21 protein-coding genes are annotated in these 21,165 nt (G+C 72.6%); 13 read left to right on the top strand and 8 right to left on the bottom strand.

Translation table 11 applies throughout. The features are described 5' to 3' along the window. Window positions 1-20 precede the first annotated feature (20 nt). The gene (locus SMD20_RS39235) at window positions 21-1,127 is read right to left on the bottom strand and encodes an FAD-dependent oxidoreductase (protein WP_329590949.1); all 1,107 of its coding nucleotides are present in this window, start codon (window positions 1,125-1,127) and stop codon (window positions 21-23) included. A 50-nt stretch (window positions 1,128-1,177) separates the two neighbouring features. Here SMD20_RS39235 and SMD20_RS39230 point away from each other — a divergent pair, with 50 nt between their 5' ends. From SMD20_RS39230 to SMD20_RS39220, 3 genes are all read left to right on the top strand, one after another. After that, window positions 1,178-1,741 (top strand): TetR/AcrR family transcriptional regulator, encoded by a 564-nt coding sequence (locus tag SMD20_RS39230; protein WP_329590948.1) that lies wholly within the window; start codon window positions 1,178-1,180, stop codon window positions 1,739-1,741. An 88-nt stretch (window positions 1,742-1,829) separates the two neighbouring features. Beyond that, entirely contained in the window at window positions 1,830-2,204 is a 375-nt protein-coding gene (locus SMD20_RS39225) for a hypothetical protein (RefSeq protein WP_329590947.1), read from the top strand. A 94-nt stretch (window positions 2,205-2,298) separates the two neighbouring features. After that, on the top strand, window positions 2,299-3,768 hold the full coding sequence (locus tag SMD20_RS39220) for a DUF2079 domain-containing protein (protein WP_329590946.1): 1,470 nt from the start codon (window positions 2,299-2,301) through the stop codon (window positions 3,766-3,768). Here SMD20_RS39220 and SMD20_RS39215 read toward each other — a convergent pair. Further along, complete coding sequence (locus tag SMD20_RS39215) at window positions 3,747-4,859, bottom strand: glycosyltransferase family 4 protein (RefSeq protein ID WP_329590945.1); 1,113 nt, start codon at window positions 4,857-4,859, stop codon at window positions 3,747-3,749. The genes SMD20_RS39220 and SMD20_RS39215 overlap by 22 nt on opposite strands. Window positions 4,860-4,882: 23 nt before the next feature. Here SMD20_RS39215 and SMD20_RS39210 point away from each other — a divergent pair, with 23 nt between their 5' ends. The 3 genes from SMD20_RS39210 to SMD20_RS39200 all read left to right on the top strand — a co-directional run bounded on the left by SMD20_RS39210 (window position 4,883) and on the right by SMD20_RS39200 (window position 10,268). Beyond that, window positions 4,883-5,701, top strand: coding sequence for a PIG-L deacetylase family protein (locus tag SMD20_RS39210; protein WP_329590943.1), 819 nt, complete (start codon window positions 4,883-4,885; stop codon window positions 5,699-5,701). Between the two features lie 49 nt (window positions 5,702-5,750). After that, entirely contained in the window at window positions 5,751-6,812 is a 1,062-nt protein-coding gene (locus SMD20_RS39205; protein ID WP_329590941.1) for a lysylphosphatidylglycerol synthase domain-containing protein, read from the top strand. Between the two features lie 63 nt (window positions 6,813-6,875). Beyond that, entirely contained in the window at window positions 6,876-10,268 is a 3,393-nt protein-coding gene (locus SMD20_RS39200; RefSeq protein WP_329590939.1) for a BTAD domain-containing putative transcriptional regulator, read from the top strand. On the opposite strand, the gene SMD20_RS39195 is transcribed toward SMD20_RS39200, so the two are convergent. Continuing rightward, on the bottom strand, window positions 10,237-10,749 hold the full coding sequence (locus tag SMD20_RS39195; protein ID WP_329590937.1) for a hypothetical protein: 513 nt from the start codon (window positions 10,747-10,749) through the stop codon (window positions 10,237-10,239). The two genes, SMD20_RS39200 and SMD20_RS39195, sit on opposite strands and share 32 nt — an antisense overlap. A 157-nt stretch (window positions 10,750-10,906) precedes the next feature. Between SMD20_RS39195 and SMD20_RS39190 the strand changes: the two genes are divergently transcribed. Next, the gene (locus SMD20_RS39190; RefSeq protein WP_329590935.1) at window positions 10,907-11,449 is read left to right on the top strand and encodes a DedA family protein; all 543 of its coding nucleotides are present in this window, start codon (window positions 10,907-10,909) and stop codon (window positions 11,447-11,449) included. On the opposite strand, the gene SMD20_RS39185 is transcribed toward SMD20_RS39190, so the two are convergent. Next, window positions 11,446-11,637 (bottom strand): YegP family protein, encoded by a 192-nt coding sequence (locus SMD20_RS39185; protein ID WP_329590934.1) that lies wholly within the window; start codon window positions 11,635-11,637, stop codon window positions 11,446-11,448. The genes SMD20_RS39190 and SMD20_RS39185 overlap by 4 nt on opposite strands. Window positions 11,638-11,739: 102 nt before the next feature. Between SMD20_RS39185 and SMD20_RS39180 the strand changes: the two genes are divergently transcribed. Next, on the top strand, window positions 11,740-12,576 hold the full coding sequence (locus tag SMD20_RS39180; protein WP_329590932.1) for a D-alanyl-D-alanine carboxypeptidase family protein: 837 nt from the start codon (window positions 11,740-11,742) through the stop codon (window positions 12,574-12,576). Here the strand turns inward: SMD20_RS39180 and SMD20_RS39175 are convergent, their stop codons facing one another. Then, the gene (locus SMD20_RS39175) at window positions 12,577-13,098 is read right to left on the bottom strand and encodes a hypothetical protein (protein WP_329590930.1); all 522 of its coding nucleotides are present in this window, start codon (window positions 13,096-13,098) and stop codon (window positions 12,577-12,579) included. Window positions 13,099-13,216: 118 nt separating this feature from the next. Here SMD20_RS39175 and SMD20_RS39170 point away from each other — a divergent pair, with 118 nt between their 5' ends. Beyond that, on the top strand, window positions 13,217-13,510 hold the full coding sequence (locus SMD20_RS39170; RefSeq protein ID WP_329590929.1) for a hypothetical protein: 294 nt from the start codon (window positions 13,217-13,219) through the stop codon (window positions 13,508-13,510). 7 nt (window positions 13,511-13,517) lie between these two features. Here SMD20_RS39170 and SMD20_RS39165 read toward each other — a convergent pair whose 3' ends face one another. Then, a complete protein-coding gene (locus tag SMD20_RS39165; RefSeq protein ID WP_329590928.1) occupies window positions 13,518-13,781 on the bottom strand; it encodes a DUF4235 domain-containing protein in 264 nt (87 codons plus the stop codon). Window positions 13,782-14,193: 412 nt separating this feature from the next. Here SMD20_RS39165 and SMD20_RS39160 point away from each other — a divergent pair, with 412 nt between their 5' ends. Next, entirely contained in the window at window positions 14,194-14,637 is a 444-nt protein-coding gene (locus SMD20_RS39160; RefSeq protein ID WP_329590926.1) for a hypothetical protein, read from the top strand. 268 nt (window positions 14,638-14,905) lie between these two features. Here the strand turns inward: SMD20_RS39160 and SMD20_RS39155 are convergent, their stop codons facing one another. Next, on the bottom strand, window positions 14,906-15,724 hold the full coding sequence (locus SMD20_RS39155; RefSeq protein ID WP_329590925.1) for a TrmH family RNA methyltransferase: 819 nt from the start codon (window positions 15,722-15,724) through the stop codon (window positions 14,906-14,908). Between the two features lie 19 nt (window positions 15,725-15,743). Continuing rightward, window positions 15,744-16,514, bottom strand: coding sequence for a DUF4184 family protein (locus SMD20_RS39150; protein WP_329590923.1), 771 nt, complete (start codon window positions 16,512-16,514; stop codon window positions 15,744-15,746). 124 nt (window positions 16,515-16,638) lie between these two features. Between SMD20_RS39150 and SMD20_RS39145 the strand changes: the two genes are divergently transcribed. The 3 genes from SMD20_RS39145 (at window position 16,639) to SMD20_RS39135 (ending at window position 20,926) form a co-directional block, all read left to right on the top strand. Next, a complete protein-coding gene (locus SMD20_RS39145) occupies window positions 16,639-17,274 on the top strand; it encodes a cation transporter (RefSeq protein WP_329590922.1) in 636 nt (211 codons plus the stop codon). A 191-nt stretch (window positions 17,275-17,465) separates the two neighbouring features. Next, on the top strand, window positions 17,466-19,238 hold the full coding sequence (locus SMD20_RS39140) for a substrate-binding domain-containing protein (protein WP_329590920.1): 1,773 nt from the start codon (window positions 17,466-17,468) through the stop codon (window positions 19,236-19,238). 101 nt (window positions 19,239-19,339) lie between these two features. Continuing rightward, a complete protein-coding gene (locus SMD20_RS39135; protein WP_329590918.1) occupies window positions 19,340-20,926 on the top strand; it encodes an RNA polymerase sigma factor in 1,587 nt (528 codons plus the stop codon). Window positions 20,927-21,165 lie beyond the last annotated feature (239 nt).

Below are 21,165 nucleotides of genomic sequence, written 5' to 3'. Positions count from 1 at the left end.
GCGACATCGTCGGTTGGCGTTCATGAGGCTGTCAAGAGGTAGGTGCTGGCCCGGCGCAGCCAGGCGGTGTTCAGCCAGGTGGCCAGCCGGTCGGGAATCAGCCCGGCGGCCGGACGGTGCATGTCGGTGAGCTCGGTGGCGGCCAGCCGGGCCGGGCGGCGGGCGATCCGCGCGCGGGCGCGTTCGTAGCCCCGCAGGTCGTCCAGCGAGCGAGCGAGCAGCCAGGCGTCCTCCAGCGCCTGGTTCGCGCCCTGGGCCATGGTGGGCGGCATGGTGTGGGCGGCGTCGCCGGCGAGGGTCGTCGGCCCCCGCCCCCACACCTCGGGGATCGGCTGGCGATGGTGCGGGAAGAAGTCGGGCGCCGCAGGGGAGGGCCCGGAGAGGGAGTCCAGGACGGCCGGCACCGGGTCGGCCCAGTCGCCGAAACGTTCGTGCAGCCGCTCGGCGAGGCGTGGGTCGTCCGCCCAGAACGGCTCGCCGGGCGCCGAGCGCACGTCGAACCACCACAGCAGCCGCCCCTCCCCCGCCGGGATGAGCCCGCACAGCCCGGCGAGGCCCGCCATCATCACGGCCGCGCCGCCCCCGGTGAGTGACGTGGGCGCGGTGATGAAGCCCTGCCAGGTCACCCAGCGGGTCAGCTCCGCCCGGTCCTCGCCCCACAGCGCGGCGCGCACCACCGAACGCCGCCCGTCCGCGCCCACGAGGACGTCGCCGCGCACGGTGGTGCCGTCGGCCAGGCGCGCCTCGGCCCGCTCGGGGTCCACGTGCTCGACGCGGGCCCCGTAGGTGACGGGGACGCCTTCGGCGAGCAGCTCGACCAGCTCGCCGCGGGCCACGTGGACGGTGGGGTGGCCGTACTTGCGCTCGGCGGCCGTCAGGTCGACGGTGACCAGCCTGCGGCCGTCGGAGCTCCACGACTCCAGGGTCTCCAGCCGCCGCCCGACGCGGGTGTGGTCGGCCTTGAGCTCCTCCAGGATGCCGGTGCTGCCGGGCCAGAGCGTGACGGAGCCGCCGGCGGTGCGCGGCTCGGGGGACTCCTCGTACACCTCGGCGTCGTGACCGGCGGCGAGCAGGCCGCGCGCGAGCGCGAGACCCGCCACGCCGGCCCCCACCACTATTACTCTCATGGTGTTCCCTGATTGTGAGACTCGGGGTATCAGATACTAGGAGTATCAGTATGTCCGCGCGCGGCCGCAAGCCCGATCCCACCGTCGACCACCGCATCAGACAGGCCGCGACCAGGCTGGTGCTCACGCACGGCTTCGACTTCACCATGGACGACGTCGCCGAGGAGGCGGGTGTGGGCAGAGCGAGCGTGTTCCGCCGCTACCCCACCAAACGCGACATGCTCCTCCAGACCCTCGCCGGCTTCATGAACACGTACGTCGCCATCCCCGACACCGGCTCGTTGGAGGGCGACCTGCGCGTGGTGGTGACCGACACGCTCGCCCTCTGGCAGCATCCCGGGGTCGCCCGCACGGCCCGGCAGATCTACGCCGAGGCCGGCCGCGACCCGGCCGTGGCCGAGATCATCCGCACCGGCATGCGGACCAGGATGGAGCGGTCATGGGTGGTCTACGAACGCGCGATCGAACGCGGCGAGCTGCCGCCGAACGCCGACCTGTGGCTGCTCACCGACCTGTTCACCGGTCTGGTGGCCTATCGCGGCCTGCTCGACCTGCCCTTCCCCGAGCCGGAGGAGATCGTCCAGGTCCTGCTCAACGGCTTTACGCCGGCCTGACGGCCCGGATGTTAGCGGGGTGCAAGTGGAGATCAAGCTCCGGCCCTAATGTTCTCGGTGTTCGCCAACCAACGAAGGGCACCGGAAGATGACTCCCCCTCGCCGTCGCCTGGCCATCGCGGCCGCGACGCTCTCCCTTGCCGTCCTGACCACCGCCTGTGGCGCGCTGGGCCAGGCGGTCGACTGCAACTCCGCTGCCCAAGAGGCCAGCAAGATCATGACGGACTGGAGCTCGGAGGTCACCAAGAACGCCGCCGACACCAAGGCCGTCGGCACCGCCTCCGCCACCGCCGCCGACAAGACCAAGGAGCTCGCCGGCAAGTACGACGGCGAGGTCGCCGCCGCGCTCAACGACCTCGCCGCCGGGTTCGAGAGCCTGGAGAAGGGCGACCTGGCCCAGGTGTCGGAGTTCACCGGCAAGATGAACGGCTTCTCCAGCAAGATCACCTCGGCCTGTTCCTGACGGCCGGACCCGCGGCCGCCGTACCGCCTGCGGGGGGCAGGCCGGCGCGGCGGCCGCGCCACTTTCGCGCAGATTCGTTCTAGTCTTGTCGCCCGTGACGGCTGGAACCGACCTCGCGCCGGACGGCGCCGCTCCCCCCGCACGGCGGGCCTGGAGGGTCTCGCTCAGCGGCCACCGGCTGCGAGTGGGCGTGATGACGCTGCTCGCGGCGGTGGCCTACGCGGTGCTGGGGCTGGTGAAGCTGGCCTCCTTCCGCGCCACCACCCTGGACCTGGTGATCGTGGACCAGGCGGTGCGCAACTACGCGGCGTTCCGCCCGCCGTACGTCCCCGTGCTCGGCATGTTCCACGGGCGGGGGCTGGACTACGTCCAGCTCGCCGACCACTTCTCGCCGATCTACGCGCTGCTCGCGCCCCTCTACTGGATCCACGACGGGCCCGGCACGCTGATCGTGGCGCAGGCGGCGCTGTTCGCCGCGGCCGTGCCGTTCCTGTGGAACTACACCAGGCGGGTGCTCGGGGTCGCGCCCGCCTATCTGGTGGCGGCCGCGTACGCGCTGTCGTGGCCGGTCGCGCAGGCCGTCGCGTTCGACGCGCACGAGGTCATGTTCGTCCCCGTGCTCACCGCGATCATGATCGAGCGCTACCACGCGGGCAAGGAGCGGACGGCGTTCCTCGCGATGCTCGCCCTCCTCCTGGTCAAGGAGGACATGGGGCTCATGATCGCCGGGATCGGGCTGTGCCTGTTCGTCATGGGCGAGCGGTGGCGGGGGACGCTGTGCGCCATGTTCGGCCTCGGCGCCATGCTGCTCATCCGCGGGCTGGTCACCTCGGTCTTCGGCGGCAACCCGCAGGACTTCTGGGCCTACGGGCACCTCGGCCCCGACATCCCCGGCGCGCTCGTGGGCATCGCCCGCGACCCGCTGGCCGCGCTGCTGCTGCCGTTCAGCGAGGAGGCCAAGGTCGACACGCTGTTCCTGCTGACCTGGCCCACCCTGATGCTCTGCCTGCTGTCGCCGCTGTCGCTGGCGGCGCTGCCGCACGTGCTGGAGCGCATGCTGTCGGACCGCCCGCAGTGGTGGCAGGCCGACTTCCAGTACAGCGCGTTCACCGTGGTCATCATCATCTGCGCGGGCGTGGACGGCCTGGCCCGGCTGCTGCGCCGGCTCGAACGCTCCGACGACGCCACGCTCAAGCTGCTCTGGTCGGCCGCCGCCTGCGTGGTCGCGCTCACGCTGGTGCCCAGGTTCGCCTTCGACCAGCTCTACCATCCGTCCTTCTACAAGGAGCCCAAGGCGGCCGCCGCCGCCGAGGCGGTGAGCAAGGTGCCCGACGGCGTGCTCGTCGAGGCGCCCAACTCGGTCGGGCCGGCGCTCACCGACCGCGCCACCGTGCTGCTGTGGGGGCCCACCTCGCACAACGCGCCCTGGGTGATCGCCGACACCGCCCGATGGGAGTTTCCGTTCGGCTCGTTCGACCAGCAGGTCGCCAAGGTCGGCGAACTGCAGGCCCAGGGCTATGTGATCGTCTTCGAACGCGACGGCTACGTGGTGCTGCGCCGCTGATCGCGGGCCCGCTCGTACGCCGACTCGAACCCCTCCAGCACCGCCGGCCACGACCCGGCCGTGGGCGGCGTCGCCCGGTTGTGCGCCGCGATCGCCTCGCGCAGCCCGGCGTCGGCGCACAGCCGCGCCACCGCCCGCGCCAGGTCGCCGAGGCTCCGCCCGAGCAGCCCCTCGACGCCGTCGGCGACGAAGTCGGCCACCCCACTCTGCGCCCGCGCCACCACCGGCACCCCCGCCGCCCGCGCCTCCAGCGCCGCGATGCCGAACGACTCGCGCGGCGCGGGCGCCACGAAGACGTCGGCCGACTCCAGGACCTTCGCGATCTGCTCGCGGGAGTAGCGGCCGGGCAGCGACACCCAGCCGGCCATGCCGTGCCGGGCCAGGAAGCGCTCCATCTGCCCCCTGGCGGGACCGTCGCCGACGATCGTGGCCCGGACGGGGATCGCGGCGGGCACCCGGGCGCGGGCCGCCTGGAGCAGCTTCAGCAGGCGTACGGGCTGTTTGCGCGGCGCCAGCCGGCCGACCGCGACGACGTGGACCTCCTCGCGCCGCTGCGGGGTGCCCGGCGGGGGCGCCCAGCCCGACAGGTCGAGGCCGTTGGAGACCACCTTGACCGGCACCCGCGGCCCGGCGACCGCGCGGATCGGCACCGCCGCCGCGCTGCTCACGGTGGTGGCGACCAGCCCCCACCGCTGCCAGCCGTACGCCGCCCGCAGCAGCCGGTAGAGCAGCCGGGTCAGCGGATCCCACATGCTGTGGACGGTCACCACGCACGGCGCCCCGGCCCGCGCCGCCGCCCGCACGCCCATCCACGCGAACGGCGAGACCGCCCCGGTGTGCACGTGCACCACGTCGGGCCGCCCGGCGGCGATCCACCGCGTCAGATGGCCGACGCCGCGCGGGTGGACCGGCAGGTCGAAGGGCATCCTGGCGACGATCCTGCGCACGCCCTCCAGCGGCTCGCCCCTGGTCGCCGTGGCCACCGTCACCTCGTGACCGGCCGCGCGCTGCACGCGCACGAGATCGGCGACCTGGACCTCGATCCCCCCGAGTCGCGGCAGGTAACAGTCGCTCACGTGAAAGATCCGCACCCCTCCCAGACTAATCTGGGCGTGTGCCTCCACGTACCGCTGTGTTCTTCCATGCCCACCCCGACGACGAGGCCCTGCTGACGGCGGGCACCATGGCGATGCTCGCGGCCGAGGGGCACCGCGTGGTGCTGGTCACCGCCACCGCGGGCGAGCGCGGCCTGGCCGACATGGCGCCGGGCGAGGCGCTGGGCGAGACCAGGCTGAAGGAGCTCTACCAGTCGGCCGCCGTGCTGGGCTGCGCCCGCGTCGAGTGCCTCGGCTACGGCGACTCGGGCCTCAGCCCCAAGGGCGGCAGCGCCGACGAGCGGCCCGACAACGCGTTCATGGACGCCGACATCGAGGAGGCGGCCAAAGCGCTCGCCGCGATCCTCCAGGAGGAGCGGGCCGACCTCCTCGCGATCTACGACCCGGCCGGCGGCTACGGCCACCCCGACCACGTGCAGGTCCACCGGGTGGGCAGGCGGGCCGCCGAGATCGCCGGCACCGAGATCGTCCTGGAGGCGACGGTCAACCGCGACCCGCTGGTCCGGCTGCTCAAGCTCGCGACCAAGTTCTACCGGTTTCCTCCCGAGTTCGACGTACGCACCTTCGAGAGCGCGTACTCACCGGGCGAGGCCATCACCCACCGGGTCAACGTGCGCCGCTACGCCCGCCAGAAACGCGCCTCGATGTCCGCCCACGTCTCCCAGGCGAGCGGCGGCGACAGCGACCGCACGCTCGCCGTCATGCTGAAGGTCCCCGGCCCGCTCTACCGCCTGGTCTTCGGCACCGAGTGGTACGTCCGCCGCGACCTGCCGCCGGGCGCCCGGCTGCGTCATCCTTTCGAGCGGTGGCCCGATTAGTCCCTCCGAGGGATGATCGGCCGCCCGCGAGGGGGCAGACTGGGTGCCGATGAAGAACAAGTGGCTGCAGATCGTCCTTTCCGTGCTCTCGCTCGGGCTGGCGGTGCTGCTCGTGGTCTACCTGCCGCAGATCGTGCGGACGCTCACGGGCAAGCCCGTGTCCTGGACCGAGATCGGCGCGGTGTTCGGCGCGCTCGGCCTCGGCGAGATCGCCCTGATGACGGCGCTGTGGCTGCTGAGCCTGCTGGCCTACACCTTCGTGCTGACCAACTCGCTGCCCGGCCTCAACAACCTGCAGGGCCTCACGCTCAACGCGGCCGGCAGCGCGGTCAGCAACCTGCTGCCGTTCGGCGGCGCGGTCGGCGTGGCGCTGTCGTTCGCGATGACCAGGGGCTGGGGCTTCGGCAACCGGGCGATCGTGGTCATGACGCTGGTCAGCGGCATCTGGAACACGCTGTTCCGGTTCATCCTGCCGGCCGTCGGGATCATCGCGCTGCTCGTCGCGGGCGAGGCGCCCAACGCCACGGTCGCCAACGCCGGCTGGACCGGCGCGATCGCCATCCTGGCGCTGTGCGCGGCCGTGGCCGCCGCGCTCTACTGGGACCGCGCCGCCGACCTGCTGGGCCGCGCGCTCGACCGGATCACCGGGCTGCTGCGGCTGCGGGTCCGGGCCGGCGAGCACTTCCACAAGCTGCGCGCCGACACCGCCGAGATCGTCCGCACCCGCTCGCTCGGGCTGTCGCTCGGCATGGTGTTCTTCCTCGGCTTCCAGTGGGCGATCATGGCCGCCTGCATGTGGGCCACGGGCGCCTGGCCGGGCCTCGCCCAGTCGATCGCCGTCTTCGCGCTGTCGCGGGTGCTCACCAGCGCGCTGGTCACGCCCAGCGGGGCCGGGATCATGGAGAGCGGCGTGGTGTTCCTGCTCACCGCCGCCTTCCACGTGCCGGCCGCTCCGGCCACCGCGACCGCACTGCTTTTCGGCTTCTGGACTTACACTATCGAGATCCCGTTCGGTGGCCTGGCCCTGGGCGCGTGGGCGCTGCTGCGCAGGCGCGGCGGCCGGGGCACCGGCGTGGAGTCCCCGTCGGCGATCTCGAAGGCCCCCCAGTGACAATCCCAAACCCCTCAAAGACCTTGTGCGCGATTCGTAGGCCCGCATAGCGTGGCGGCTGACATGGTGGCGTTCCGAGTTCTGGGGCCAGTCGAGGCGTACGAACACGACGACGGACTCGACCTGGGCGGGTTGCGGCAGCGAGCCGTCCTCGCCCGACTCCTCGTGGCCAGGGGTCAGGTCGTCCCGGTTGACACTCTTCTTTACGATTTGTGGGACGACGACGCGGCCAAGGGCGCGCAGTCGGGCCTTCAGGTCTACATCTCGCGCCTGCGCAGGGTGCTCGAACCCGGCCGTCCGCGCGGCGGCCCCAACCGCCTGCTGGTGACCGTCGCCTCCGGCTACGCCCTGCGGGTGGCCTCCGAGCAGGTCGACGCGCTCCGGTTCGAGCAGCTCGTCCGGGCGGCGGGCGAGCACCTGGAGGAGGGCGACCCCCAGTCGGCGCGCGGCCGCCTGGAGAAGGCGCTCGGCCTGTGGCGCGGCACCCCCTACTCCGACTTCGCCGACCAGCAGTGGGCCGAGGCCGAGGTCAACCGGCTGACCGAGCTGCGGCTGGTGGCCCGCGAGCGGCACGCCGACACCGGGCTGCGCCTGGGCCTGCACGCCGAGACCGTGCCCGACCTGGAGGCGCTGACCACCGAGCACCCGCTGCGCGAGGAGGGCTGGCGGCTGCTGGCGCTCGGCCTCTACCGCTGCGGCCGGCAGGGCGACGCGCTGGCGGCCCTGCGCCGCGCCAGGAACATGCTGGCCGACGAGCTCGGCATCGACCCCGGCCCCGCGCTGCGCAAGCTGGAGTCCGACATCCTCGCCCAGTCGCCCGAGCTGGACCTGGCGCTCCCGGCGCGGCCCGCGCGCCCGGCCCCGGCCGCCGGCGACACCTGGCCGCCCCGGCCGGCCGCCGCGGTCGAGCCGCCGCCGCTCGACCCCGAGCCGTTCGTCGGCCGCGACGCCGAGCTCGCCCGGCTCACCACGGCGGCCTCGCGCACCGGCCGCTTCCAGGTGGCGGTGGTCACCGGCGTGGCGGGCGCGGGCAAGACCACGCTGCTGCGCCGCCTGGAGGGCCAGCTCGGCGGCGACGGCTGGATCACCGCCTCCGGCGCCTGCCCCGACTCCAGCGCCACCCCGCCCGGCTGGGCCTGGGTGGAGATCCTGCGCGCGCTCGTCGGCATGACCGGCGCCGGCGAGTACGCCCAGCTCCTCGCCCCGCTGCTGGACGACGCCGCCCCCGACCCCGACGAGGACGAGGTCTCCGGCGGCTTCCGCCTGCACCGCGCGGTCGGCGGCTACCTCGCCGGGGTGGCCAAGCGCGCCCCGGTGCTGCTGACGGTCGAGGACCTCCACTGGGCCGACGACCAGACGCTCGCGCTGCTGCGCGCGCTGCCCAGTCTGCTCGCCACCAGCCGGGTGCTGCTGGTGGTGACGTGCAGGGAGAGCGAGCTGGACGACGCCCAGTCCGACGTGCTCGCCTCGCTGGCCCGGCTGGGGCCGGTCCGCGTCGGCCTGTCCGGGCTCGACCCGAAGGCCGTGGCCGAGCTGGTCCGGGCGACCTGCGTACGCGAGATCGACGAGGACGCGGTCGAGTCGATCGTCGAACGCACCGCCGGAAACCCGTTCTTCGTGCGCGAGACCGTGCGCCTGCTCGACGCCGAGGGCGCGGCCGACCGGGCCAGCGCCACCGAGGTGCTGTCGCGGGTGCCCTCCGGCGTCCGCGACGTGCTGCGGCGGCGCATCTCGCGGCTGCCGTCCGGCGCGCAGCAGATCCTGCTGCAGGCGGCGGTGATCGGCCGCGACGTCGACCTCGACGTGCTGATCGCGGTCGCGGGCGACGAGGACGCGGTGATCGAGGCCGTCGAGGCCGCGCTGCTCGCCGGGCTCGTCACCGAGCCGGGCCCCGGGCTGCTGCGCTTCGACCACGACCTGGTGCGCGACACGATCTACTCCGACGCCTCCCGCCTGCGCCGCGCCCGGCTGCACGCGGCCGTGGCGGCGGTCATCGAGCAGCGCACGTCGTCCGACGTGGCCGCGCTCGCCCACCACTACTTCCTGGCCGACGCGGCCGACAAGGCGGTGCGCTACGCGGGCCTCGCCGCCGAGCAGGCCGAGCGGCGCTTCGCCCACCGCGAGGCCGCCTCGCTGTGGGAGCAGGCGATCGCCGCGTTCGACCGGTCCCGTGGCGACGAGCAGACCGAGCAGCCCGAGCGGGCCAAGGAGCGGCTGCGGCTGATGCTGCGCCAGATCAGGGCCCTCGCGGTGTGCGGCGACATGACGGCGGCGCGGCTGCTGCGCCGCCAGGCCATGGACGCCGCGCTGCCGCTCGGCGACCTGGAGCTCACCGCCAAGGTGGCGGCCTCACTGGCCGTGCCGCACAAGGGCATGGCCCGCGACTTCACCCGCACCGCGTGGGAGATCGTGGACGTCACCGAGCGGGCGCTCGTCGAGCTGCCGGCCGGCGAGCAGCGGCTCCGGGCGAGCCTGCTGACGACGCTGGCCCTGGAGCTGGAGGGCTCCTCCTCGCCCGAACGCGGGCGGGAGGCGTCGCTGCAGGCGCTGGAGCTGGCCAGGGAGAGCGGCGACCCGACGCTGATCGCGGCGGCGCTGAGCGGGCGGCTGCGGCAGTCGTACGACATCCCGGCCGTGGACGCGCGCGAGAGCATCGGCAGGGAGCTGCTGGAGGTGGCGCAGCGCTCCGGGCAGATGGCCACGCAGGCGCTGGCCCACCTGGTGCTGCTGGAGTGCGCGGCGGCGCGGGGCGAGTTCGCCGCGGCCGACACGCACGCGGCCGCCGCCGACCAACTGGCCAGGCAGTACGACCTGTCCGCCCCCGCCGCGGTGGTCGTCTGGTACCGCGGCATGCGGTTCATGATCACTGGCGACTACGCGGGCGCCGAACGGGCCTACCGCGACGCCGCCAGGATGACCCAGCGCGCGGGCATGCTGGAGGGCCGCCAGGACCTCCCGCTGATCACCATGTTCTGCCTGCACCTGGTCGACGGCCGGGCCGCCGAGATGGTCGACGTGCTGGCCGACGCCCATCACCGGGGCGCGAAGTGGACGCTCGACGCCTACGCGCTCGCGCTGGCCTCCGCCGGGCACGTCCCCGACGCCAAGGCCGTCGCCTCCGTCCGCCCGCCGGTGCGCCCCGACTTCCTGTACGAGCTGGCGATGACCTGGCGGGCCCTCGCCGGGATGCTGCTCGACGACCGCGAGCGGATGGTCGACTGCTACGACAAGCTCAAGCCGTTCGCCGACCGGGTGGCGGGCGCGGGCACCGGCGTGGTCGCGCTGTGGCCGGTGGCGCTGACCCTCGGCGACCTGGCGGTCCGCCTCGGTCAGCCCGACGCGGCCCGCGAGCACTACGAGAAGGCTCTGGAGGTGGCCGAGCGGATCGGCGTGCCGCGCTGGGTCGAGGCGGCGCGGCGCTCGGTCAGCAGCTCACCTGGAAACGCTCGCTCCTGACGGCCCCGGCGCCCTCGGCCAGCACCTCGACGCGATACCAGCCGGGGTTGCCGGCGATCCGGGGGCGCCACTCGACCTCCCGCTCGCTCGCGGCGAAGCCGCCGTGCTCGGCCAGGAAGGTGCGCCAGGTCTCGGTGGCGGGGCTCCAGCGGGACAGCCGCCAGCGGTAGACCACGCCCTGGCCGGGAGCGGCCTCGGCGAGCAGGCTGCGGGCGACGTACGAGGTGGCGCAGCCGGACGCGCCGCCGGCGGTGACGGTGACCGCGCTGGCCCGCGCGGACGTGGCGACGTCGAGGGGGCGGGCGATCGGCATCTCGCGGGCCGACAGCGTCACGGTCCGCACCGGGGCGGCGGCCGAGCGGGCGTTGCCGTAGGCGGACAGGCCGACGTAGGCGCTGGTGAAAGCCAGCGCGGCCACGAACAACCTGGCCGCGTTCGCGGTGCCACCGGCCAGGGCGGCCCTGCTTCTCGTCGTCGACATCGTCAACACCCCTTCTTGCTCACACCTAGAGTGGAGCGGGGCGGTTGATCGCCGCTTGTTCCCTGGTTGCACCCGTTGCGAGCCGATTGCAGGCAGGTGTGGCACTCGGCTTGGTGCGCGAATAAGGTTAGGGTTACCTAACGATTAGTGGAGGGTGGTGAGCCGGGACATGTCGGCCGCGATGATCGCCGTTCCCGCCCCCGACACGCCCTACTGGCTCAACCTGCCCTACTGGCTGGTGGGCGTCGTCCTCATCATCGCCCTGTTCGGCGCGTTCCAGGTCTACTACTGGGTCGGCCGCAGGCTCGGCGAGAAGCTCTACGACTCGCGCATCGGGCGCAAGGTGGGCCGGGCCCGCATCGAGGCGGTCGAGCGGGTCGTCGAGAAGTGCGGGGCGCTCGCCGTCTACGGGTGCTTCTGGGTGCCGGGGCTGCGCCACACCCTGCCCTGGGTGGCCGGCGCCCTGCGGGTCTCCTACCCCTGGTACGTCGTCGCGAGCGCGCTCGGCTGCCTGACCTGGGCGCCGCTGTGGTGGTTCGGCGGCGCGGCGGCCCTCTGGGGCTACGTGCAACTCGCCTCGCACTCGCCCGTCGCCGCGGCGGCCGTGGCCGTGCTGGTCGTCGGCGCGGTGGCCGGGTTCGTGATGTGGCGCAGGAGGCGACGGCGCTCCACGGCGGACGAAAAGCCCGTGCCCGCCTAGGTCTGCGCGTGGCTGCGGTCGTCGATGACGGCCTCCGGGGCGCTTCTCCGTACGGTCTCGATGCCGTTCACGCAGGCGGCCTTGCTGGTGAAGCCCTCGCCCACCGCCAGCGTCTGCCCGTTGCCCGCGACCAGCGCGAACCGGTAACCGCCCCGCCCGTCCTCGGTGATGATGAACCTGCCCGCCACGGCTGTCCCTCCTTCGATCTAGCATTCATTTACCCCCACTCAATGGGGCTTTATGGCGAAGCTAGGCAAACGAACTCTTGATCTCCTGCCACCATGTTTGGCATGCGTATTGCGGGATTGATGGGCTCTGCCGCGCTCGCCGTGCTTGTCGGCTTCGCCACCCCAGCCGTGGCGGCCGACGCTCCCACGGTGAAGGCGGCCGAGGCGTACGTGGTCGACTCGTCGGGAACGATCCACTTCGGCAAGCGGCAGACCCGCCGGGTGCCGGTCGCCAGCCTGGTCAAGGTCATGACCGCGTACGTCGTGCTACGCGAGGCCCGGCTCACCGACACGATCACCGTCACCGAGTCCGACGTGAAGGACGCCGTCAGAGACGGCGCCACCACGGCCGGGCTGCGCGCGGGCGAACGCCTCACGGTCAAGGACCTGCTCCACGGGCTGCTGCTGCCGTCGGGCGCCGACGCGGCCAGCGCCCTGGCCCGGCGCTACGGGCCGGGCAAGACGGCGTTCGTCGCGAAGATGAACCGCACCGCCCGCGCCCTCGGCCTGGCCGACACCCGCTACACCAACGCCGACGGCATGCCCACGCCGGGCAACGGCGGCTACTCGACCGCCGCCGACCAGGTCAAGCTGGCGCAGCGGGCGCTCGCGAACAGCACCTTCCAGGCCATGGTGGGGGCGAGGACGTACAAGGTCGGCAAGACCGCCGCGCACCGGGCGCACACCTGGCGCAACTCCAACGAACTGCTCTCCCGCTCCGCGGGCGTGCTGGGCGTCAAGACCGGCTACACCAGGGCGGCGGGCTACTGCCTGCTGTTCGCCGCCGAGCGGAACGGCGTCCAGATCGTGGGCGCGCTGCTGCACGACGGCAAGGACCGCCGCTTCAGCACGGCCGAGCGGCTGCTCGACTACGCGGAAAGGCGGATCGCGGCAGGCTGATCAGCCGAACCTCATCGTCCCGGTGCCGGACAGGCGGCTCAGCCCGTCGGTGGCGCAGGAGATGAGACCCGCGCCGGGCGTCAGGCCGCCGCTCGCCCGGCGGCCCTTGAGCGGACCGTAGGTCACCGTGCCGGACAGCAGGCTGTCGGCGGGCCGATGGGTGGCCAGGCTGCCCGGGCCGCCGCTGATCGTGGAGGTGCCGAGGGGACGGCCGTCCCAGCCGAACCAGACGACGGTCGCGCGGCCGCGTACGCGGGCGGTGCTGGTGCAGGAGGCGTCGGCGGTGACGCGCAGGGACACCCAGCCGGACCGCAGGGCGGAGGCCGAGCCATCCGGCGAGACACAGCCGGTGAGCTGGAGGTTGCCGCGCACGGTGACCGGGTGGGGCGTCAGCCCGACGCTCGGCGTGAAGCTCAGCGGCCGGGCGGCCGGGGTCGCGACCGCGCAGGTCAGCGCGGCCGGCGGAGCAGCGGGCGGGGCGCTCGTCCCGACCGCCGTCACGATGATCCACCCCAGGTCCATGAGCCCTCCCTGTCACCCACCGTCATGGCGGAGTCACAGGGAGCAGCATATGCCGAACCCCGTTCGCTTCGTGCGCTCCACAGGTAGGGTGGGCCTCCCCCTGGACAAAGGAAAACCGATGGCGGCATTCATCGAGGTCCGTACCACGGTCGAAGGCCACGAGAAGGCGGCAGTTCTGGCGCACGAGATCCTGGGGGCGGATCTCGCCACCTCCATCGACATCGACGAGGCGCCGGCCCCCTCCTCATCCGCCGAGACGTCCGCCTGGCGGCTCACCCTGATCACCACGGACGCGCACGCCCCCGCGATGGAGGCGCTGATCAGGTCGGCAGGCCATACCGGCCCGATCGAGAGCAGGCCGGTCACGTACGACATCGACAACTACCCCGACTGGATGCCCGGCCACCCCTGACCGGGCATCACCCCTTCGCGCCGTTCCTCACCGCCCGGCGGTGGAAGGTCTGCGCGCCCGCGCGGTGCACCGCGGCCTTGACCAGGCCGAAGATCGCGCCCTGCAGCGCGGCGGCGACCAGGATCTCCGTCCAGCCGCGCTCCAGGTCGTCGGCGTCCGGCGCGTCCTCCTCCCCCGACGCCATCGTCCACACCCGCTTGAACAGCGCGGCGGCCAGCGCGGCGCTGAGCATGCCCATTCCGAGCGACAGCGTTTTCTCTACGGCGTGCATCTCATCCTCTCCTCGACGACGCCGTCTGCCCGTGCCCCGTGTGAGCCGCCTAAACCCGTTCGAGCCGGCGAGTGCAGACGTGGATCCGCCGGAAGCCCCGTGTCTGTCGGGGTTGCCGGGCATGATGGTCAGTTATGCCAGCGCGTCGCTCGCCCAATACCCGGCCGTCACGTGACGAGCTCTCGGATGATGCCGTTCTGACCCAGTTCGGCAACAGACTCAACCCGGGGTTCTGCATCTTCCCCTTCCGAAGTCAGCTTCGTATCGGGGAGAAGGGCCTGTCCCTCACCATCGGTGAGCGCAGCGTCAAAGAGATGGTTGACCTGATGTACCGCGGCCGGCGAAGCGCGAGCATGCACGACGGTGCGCTTTAGTGAGTGCTTTGGCCAACCGGTTTGGATGGAGGACGGCGATGCCTGAGCTGGTACATCTCCAGTTCGGCGCGAAGCCCTGGGAGCCCTCCGAGACCTCCAAGGTCATCGCGGTGTACGACAAGCACGACCGGCCGACCTGCGGGCTCATCGAGCAGCAGGGCCACATGTTTCTCTTCGACTGCGTCGAGGGTCATGCCTGGGACATCAATGTCTGGGCCTACGTCGAGGTGACCGAAGATCAGATCGCGGAGCTGACGGCAGCCGAGGGCGCAGAGTTCGCGGCCACCGTCGACCGTGCCCTCAAACGCGTGCCGCTCGTAGCGGCTCTCGCCGTGGGGGACCGCCTGGAAATGGCCCACGTCCTGGGGCCCGAAGAAACGGGACCGAACGTGTACACGAGCATCATGGAAGCCGTGCTCGCGAAGATCGAGCGTGGCACGAACGCGGCCGAGACGCTGCGCAGAGTTCAGCTTGTCACTTGATTCGGCGTGCCGAGGTGAAGAGCCCCTGCCCGACCGGCCTCCTTGCCGGCGGTTGACCGAGCAGGGGCTCTGCTCTGCGGCAGTCGAACCTCGGTCTCGTGCGCGGCTAGCTCCATAGCTGGGCATCGTGCCCGGCTGCTGTCTCCTTGAGCGGTTCGACACACCCTCCGCGGCAAAGGCACGGCCTGTTGCCCGGCCGATCCGATGTCCATGCCGTCATCGTCCAGCGTTGCCGGCGGCGGCAAGGTCAATGTCTCATCGGATCGAGCTACGCCTGGCCGCCGTTCCGCATGAGGCCGTGGCAGGCGATGGCGGCCGCGGCCACCACGTTGAGTGAATCGACGCCGGCCGCCATCGCCGCCGTGCTCATCGGGATGCACACCGCCTGGTCGGCCTCCTCCAGCCAGTGGGACGACAGGCCGTCTCCCTCGGAGCCCAGGAGCAGCGCCACCCGGTCGGACAGCTGCACCGTGTCGATCGGCGTGACCTTCTGGTCCGGCGTCAGGGCCAGCGTCTGGAAGCCCGCCTCCCGCAGCCGCGACAGCCCCTCGAACCAGTCGTCCATGCGCGCGTACGGGATCGAGAACACCGCCCCCATCGACACCTTCACGGCGCGCCGGTAGAGGGGGTCCGCGCAGCGGGGGGACAGGATGACCGCGTCGACCCCGAGCGCCGCCGCGGAGCGGAAGATCGCGCCGATGTTGCTGTGGTCGACCAGGTCCTCCAGCACCAGCAGGCGGCGGGCCCCGCCCTTCAGCAGGCGCTCCACGGACGGCAGCGGGAGGCGTTCCATCGAGGCGAGGGCGCCGCGGTGGACCTGGAAGCCGGCGATGCCGGACATGATCTCGTCGTCGACGACGTACACGAGGGCGTCGCCGAGGACGTCGGCGAGTGAGGGGAGCCAGCGGCGGGTGGTCAGGACCGAGCGGATGGGGTAGCCGGCGCCGATGGCCCGCCTGATGACCTTCTCGCCCTCGGCGAGGAAGAGGCCGCGCTCGGCCTCCAGGCTCTTGCGCAGCTCGACGTCCCGCAGCCGGGTGTAGTCGGAGAGGCGGGGGTCGTCGGCGTCGGTGACGTACTCAAGCACCTCTCGATAGTGCCAGTGGTCAGGCGCGGCCAGGGACGGCGCGGCGGCGCCTGAGCTGCCAGAGCGTGGCGTGGCAGGTGAGGACCAGGCACAGGCCGACGACGGTGCCCGCGCCGGTCTTGGTGAGCACGCTGGGCAGGCCGAGCGCCGGGTTCGGCTCGTCCACCAGGGGCCAGACGAGCGCCCCCGCGACGACGCCCGCCGCGCAGGCCGCGAGCACGCCGGCCCGTACGCGGGCGGAGATGGCAAGCCGCTCGGGCACCGGCGCGGGCGCCATCCGGGCGAGGCCGCGCCAGGCCCACCACACGACGGCGGCGAGGCCGGCGGCCGAGGAGGTGTACTGCAGGACCCGGAAGAGCGGCAGCACCCCGAGGACCTCCACCGACAGCCAGCCGCCCCAGAGGGCGGGGCCGGTGGAGTGGGTGAAGGAGTCCCAGCCGACGTGGGTGGCCGCGCCGATCAGGGCTCCGGCCAGGATGGGCGCCGGGCGGAGCCGTGCGGGGGCGAGCAGCGCGGCCCGGCCGGCCAGCGCGGGCGGCAGCAGGGCGGTCAGGGGATCGCGCAGGACGTGGTGGAACAGCGCCACCAGCAGCACCGCCGCGGCCAGGTCGAGGGTGAGCACGCCGGTCCAGGAGTGCCAGTCGGTGTAGTCGGGCAGGAACGGCAGGAAGATCGGCAGGTCGGGCACCATCGCGCCCACGGCCAGCGCCCAGGGGTCGGCGAAGCGGCGCACCCGGGCCGCCGAGACCAGCGGCAGCACCGCCGCGATGTGCGCGGGCGTGAACGGCATCGGTTTCTCCCCCTCGTCGCTCCCATTATCGGCCGATCTTGACCATCCTTTGGCGGGCCGGACGCCGTTCTCGCTTAGGGTGACGGGTACGTAACTCTTCGTCGCCGGGCCCTGGAGGTTCGTCATGTCTGAGCAGCGGATCCATGAGCTTCCCGTGGTGTCGGCCGAGTGGCTGGGCGACGCCCGCGCGGCCCGCGCGCTCTCCCTGGTCACGCTCGGCTGGCTCGGCGTGGAGAGCACCCTCGGCCTGGTGGCCGGGATGGCGGCGCATTCGGTCGCGCTCATCGGCTGGGCGTTGTCCGCACTGGTGGAGGCGGCGGCCAGCCTGATCGTGCTGTGGCGGTTCACCGGCTCGCGCACGCTGTCGCCGGGCGCCGAGGGCACGGCCAGGCGGGCGGTCGCCGTGAGCTTCTGGCTGCTGGCCCCCTATCTCGTCGCGCACGTGGCGTACGACCTGGGCGAGGGGCAGCGGGCGGCGCCGAGCGCGCTCGGCATCGTGGTGACGGCCGTCAGCCTGATCGGCATGCCGGTGCTGGGCCTGGTCAAGCGCAGGCTCGGCCGCAGGCTGGGCTCGGCGGCGACCGCGGGCGAGGGCGCACAGAACCTCATCTGCGGCGCGATGGCGGCCGGGGTCCTCGTCGGGCTCTGGCTCAACACGCTGGGCTGGTGGTGGGCGGACCCGGCGATGGCGCTGGCGCTCGCGGCCGTGGGCGTGCGCGAGGGCGCGCGGGCCTGGCGCGGCCACGCCTGCTGCCACTGACCGCGTACGGTCGAAGATTCTCGCACCGCCTGTCACCGGTCCCGCAGCGGCTTGGTTCGGTCACTATGCGTTATCGCCGCACCAAAAGGGCTGTTTTGCACCACTGACCGCACCGAGTATCGTTCCCGGAGTATTGCGGAGCAACTCCCGCTAGGGTCTCCGGAAGGTCACGACACACCGAAGAGGACATCGTGGGGCGACACCGCACAGACGAGCTCGACGGCGGATACCGGGCCGCCGAACCCCCCTCGCGCCGCAGAGCGCGCAGCAGCCGGGGCCGCGTGCTCGTGCCGCTGGCCGGCGCCGTGGCGCTGGCGGTGCTCCTCGGTGTGGCCGCGTTCGTCATCTTCAACCGCGACCACGACTGCTCGGACGGCAAGCTCGCGCTGCGCGTCGTCGCCACGCCCGACATCCAGCCGGCGCTCAACAAGATCGCTGGCAACTATAACAAGGCCATGCACTCCGTCGACAGCAAGTGCGTGGACGTGACGGTGACCAAGGAGTCGGCGGCCAGGACCGCCAACGCGATCGCTGCGGGCAAGTCGAGTGCGGACTTCTGGGTGGCCGACTCCAGCCTGCTGCTGGAGAGCATGCGCGCGGCCGGCGGCGGGGACGCGCTGCCGCGCCCGGACGGCTCCGTCGCGCTCTCCCCCGTCGTGCTGGCGACGGCCAAGACGTCCGCGGCGAAGCTGGAGGGCACGCTCAAGCCGAGCTGGACCTCCCTGATCACGGCGGCGAACGTGGCCAACGTGGACGGGCCGGGCAGGAAGGTCCGCGTGCTCGCCCTCGACCCGCAGAAGAACTCGGCCGGACTCACCGCGCTGCTCGCCGCCGCGGGCACGGCCAAGGCCGCCAAGCAGGACAAGGCGCTGGTGGGAGCGCTCAAGGAGCTGTCGGGCCAGCTCGCCTCCGACTCCTCGGCGCTACTGGCCAGCCTCACCGTGAAGTCGGGCAGCCGGGTGCCGGTGGGCGTGGCCTCCGAGCAGGCGGTCTACGTCCACAACACGCGCAAGCCCGAGGCGCCGATCGTCGCCCTCTATCCCGAGGAGGGCACGCTCAGCCTCGACTATCCGATGACGGTCCTCACCAAGGACGCCGCCACGCTCAAGGCGGCGGCGGGCTTCAAGAAGGAGCTGTCCGGCGACTCGGCCAAGAAGATCCTGCGCGAGGCCGGGTTCCGCAGCGCCGACGGCAAGGCGGGCGACAACCTGTCGAAGGAGAAGGGCTTCGCGCAGGAGACGCCGCAGGCGCTGACCCCGCCGGACGCGGCGACCGTGACGCGGATGGTGCAGACCTGGTCCCGGCTGAACCTCGGCACCCGGCTGCTCACGCTGCTCGACGTCTCGGGGACGATGGCGCTGCCGGTGCCGGGCACGGGCATGACCCGCATGCAGGCCATCAACAAGATCGCCACCGAGGGGCTGGCGCTGTTCCCCGCCGACTCGGAGCTCGGGCTGTGGACGTTCTCCACCCACCTGGACGGGCAGGGCAAGGACTGGCGGGAGCTGGTGTCGGTCGGCCCGGTCAGCGAGTCGATCAACGGCGTGCTGCGCAAGGAGACGCTGGTCAGGACGTTCGCGCAGGTGCAGGCCAAGGCCACCGGCGACACCGGGCTGAACGACACGGTCAAGGCGGCCTACGGGCAGCTCACCAAGACGTACAAGGAAGACAAGATCAACACGCTGCTGATCCTGACGGACGGCGCGGGCAACGACGACCCCGACGGCGGCCTGTCCAACGCCGGGCTGCTGGACTACCTCAAGAAGACCTACAACCCGAAGCGGCCGATCAGCATCCTGCTCATCGCGTTCGGTCCTGAGGCGGAGAAGGGCAAGCAGCAGATGGACGCGGTGGCGAAGGCCACGGGCGGCGAGGCGTACATCGCCAAGGACGTCCTCCAGGTCCGCGACTTCTTCCTCCAGGGCATGGAACGCCGCCTCTGCACGCCCAACTGCGACGGCTGACGTTTCATGCCCATCGGGCATGACGGGCGAACCCCCACGAACAAGGGCGCGTCCTCTCCGCGTGGGGCTCAAGGGCCCGTCTACCCGCGGGGAGGGAATCCGTGCCTGGATGGCCGACCGTCGATCGCGCCGCTGACCACGACCTGGTGGAGGCGTTGCGGCGCGCGGACGCCGACGCCCCCGCCGCGCTCTTCGACTCCTACGGCGAACGGCTGCACGACTACGCCTACTGCCTGACGGGCGAGCCTGACCTGTCGGCCGACGCCGTGCACGACGCCCTGGTCAGCGCCCAGGGCTGGATCGAGCGGCTGAAGGAGCCGGGCCGGCTGCGACCCTGGCTGTACGCGCTGACCAGATCCCAGGTCGGAGCCCGGCTGGCGCACCGCGGCACGCCGCCGCAGGGCCCGCCGCTGCCCGACCTCGACGAGCAGCCCGATCCCGAGCTGGCCGACCTGGTGCACGAGACGCTGGGCGAGCTGACCGGCGTCGACCGCGAGGTGCTGGAGCTGTCGCTGCGCCACGGCCTCACCTCGTCCGAGGTCGGCGCGGTGCTGGCGCTGACCTCGCGGCAGGCCGTGGCCCGGCTGGCCAGGGCCCGCGACCACCTGGAGATCGCCGTCGCGGCCGTGGTGCTGGCGAGGACCGGCCGGGCGCACTGCCCGGACCTGTCAGCGATGGTCGACTCCTGGGAGGGCCCGCTCACGCCCCTGCTGCGCCGGCGGCTGTCCGGGCACATCGGCGGCTGCGAGGTGTGCGGCGAGCGGCGGCGCGGCCAGGTGGACGGGGGGCGGCTGCTCGACCTGGTGCCGGTCGGGTACCCGCCGCTCTCCCTGCGCCGCCGGGTGATCGAGACCAGCGTGAGCCCCGGGCGTGACCAGGCCCGCACCCTGATCCTGGAGCGCGGTGAGGGCTTCGACCGGGGCGGTTTCCCGGTGGCGGGCGAGCGCCGCTCCCGCCGGCGCAGGCCGCGCCGCCTCGCCCCGGTGGTGCTGGCGGGCGCGTGCGTGCTGGCCGCCACCGGCGCGGTGGTCGTGATCAACGGCGGCGAGGCGGCGGACAAGACCTCGCTGCGGTTCGCGCCCGCGCCGACCGCGTCCGTCGCGTCCGCCGAGCCGCCCGCGTACGACGAGACCCCGGAGCCGGTGCCGGACCAGGACGGGGTGACCCCGTCGCCGGAGCCGAGCCCGTCGGCCTCGCGCCGGTCCGCGCCGGAGGACCGGCCGGCGGCCACGCGGCCGACCACCCGGCCGGCGACCCTGCCCTCCACCCCGCCGAGACGGGCCCCGGTGCGGAACACCCGCCGCCCCGCCCCTGTGCCCCGGCTCGGCGCGTCCTGCCCGAAGGCGATCGACGGCGTGGCGCAGATCGGGCTGAGCGCCCGGGGCGCCGCCGTGTCCTGGGTGGCGACCGCCTCCCAGGGGCTGGAGGTCTCCCCCGCGAGCGGGTCGATCAAAGCCGGCGGCTCGGTACGGGTCCGGGTGACGGTGACGGACCCCGAGGAGGAGGGCGACGGGCGGGTGTCGTTCACCTCGAACGGCGGCACCTCGACCTGCTCGCTGAACTGGGACGGCAGCCAGCCCGACGACCCGGGTCCGCCCGACCACGACCCTGGCCCGACTCCCACAGAACCCGTCGCGACACCTTCAGGAATGGCGAGTTCTACATCGGATGACATGAATCGGGAATAAAGCGGGCATGTACGGACGGTAGATTGCATTTTTCTCGACAAACGGGGATGTAACGGACCCCGACTCGTGGATCCTGTGTCGCATAGGGCATTCTGGTGTGCTTGGGGACCGCGTCGGGGCCGGAGATTGCTCAAGTGTGTGCCGAAGGTCACACAAGAAACCTCTTCCTGCCGGTAAACCGAGGCGCGTCGCCAAGCGTCGGCATTGACGTGTCCGGGCATGGATTGGTCCCATGAACT

The organism is Nonomuraea sp. LP-02 (assembly GCF_036289125.1).
Lineage (GTDB): Bacteria > Actinomycetota > Actinomycetes > Streptosporangiales > Streptosporangiaceae > Nonomuraea > Nonomuraea bangladeshensis.
The sequence above is the reverse complement of the archived record's forward strand: the minus strand, read 5'-3'. Positions and strand labels throughout refer to the sequence as shown.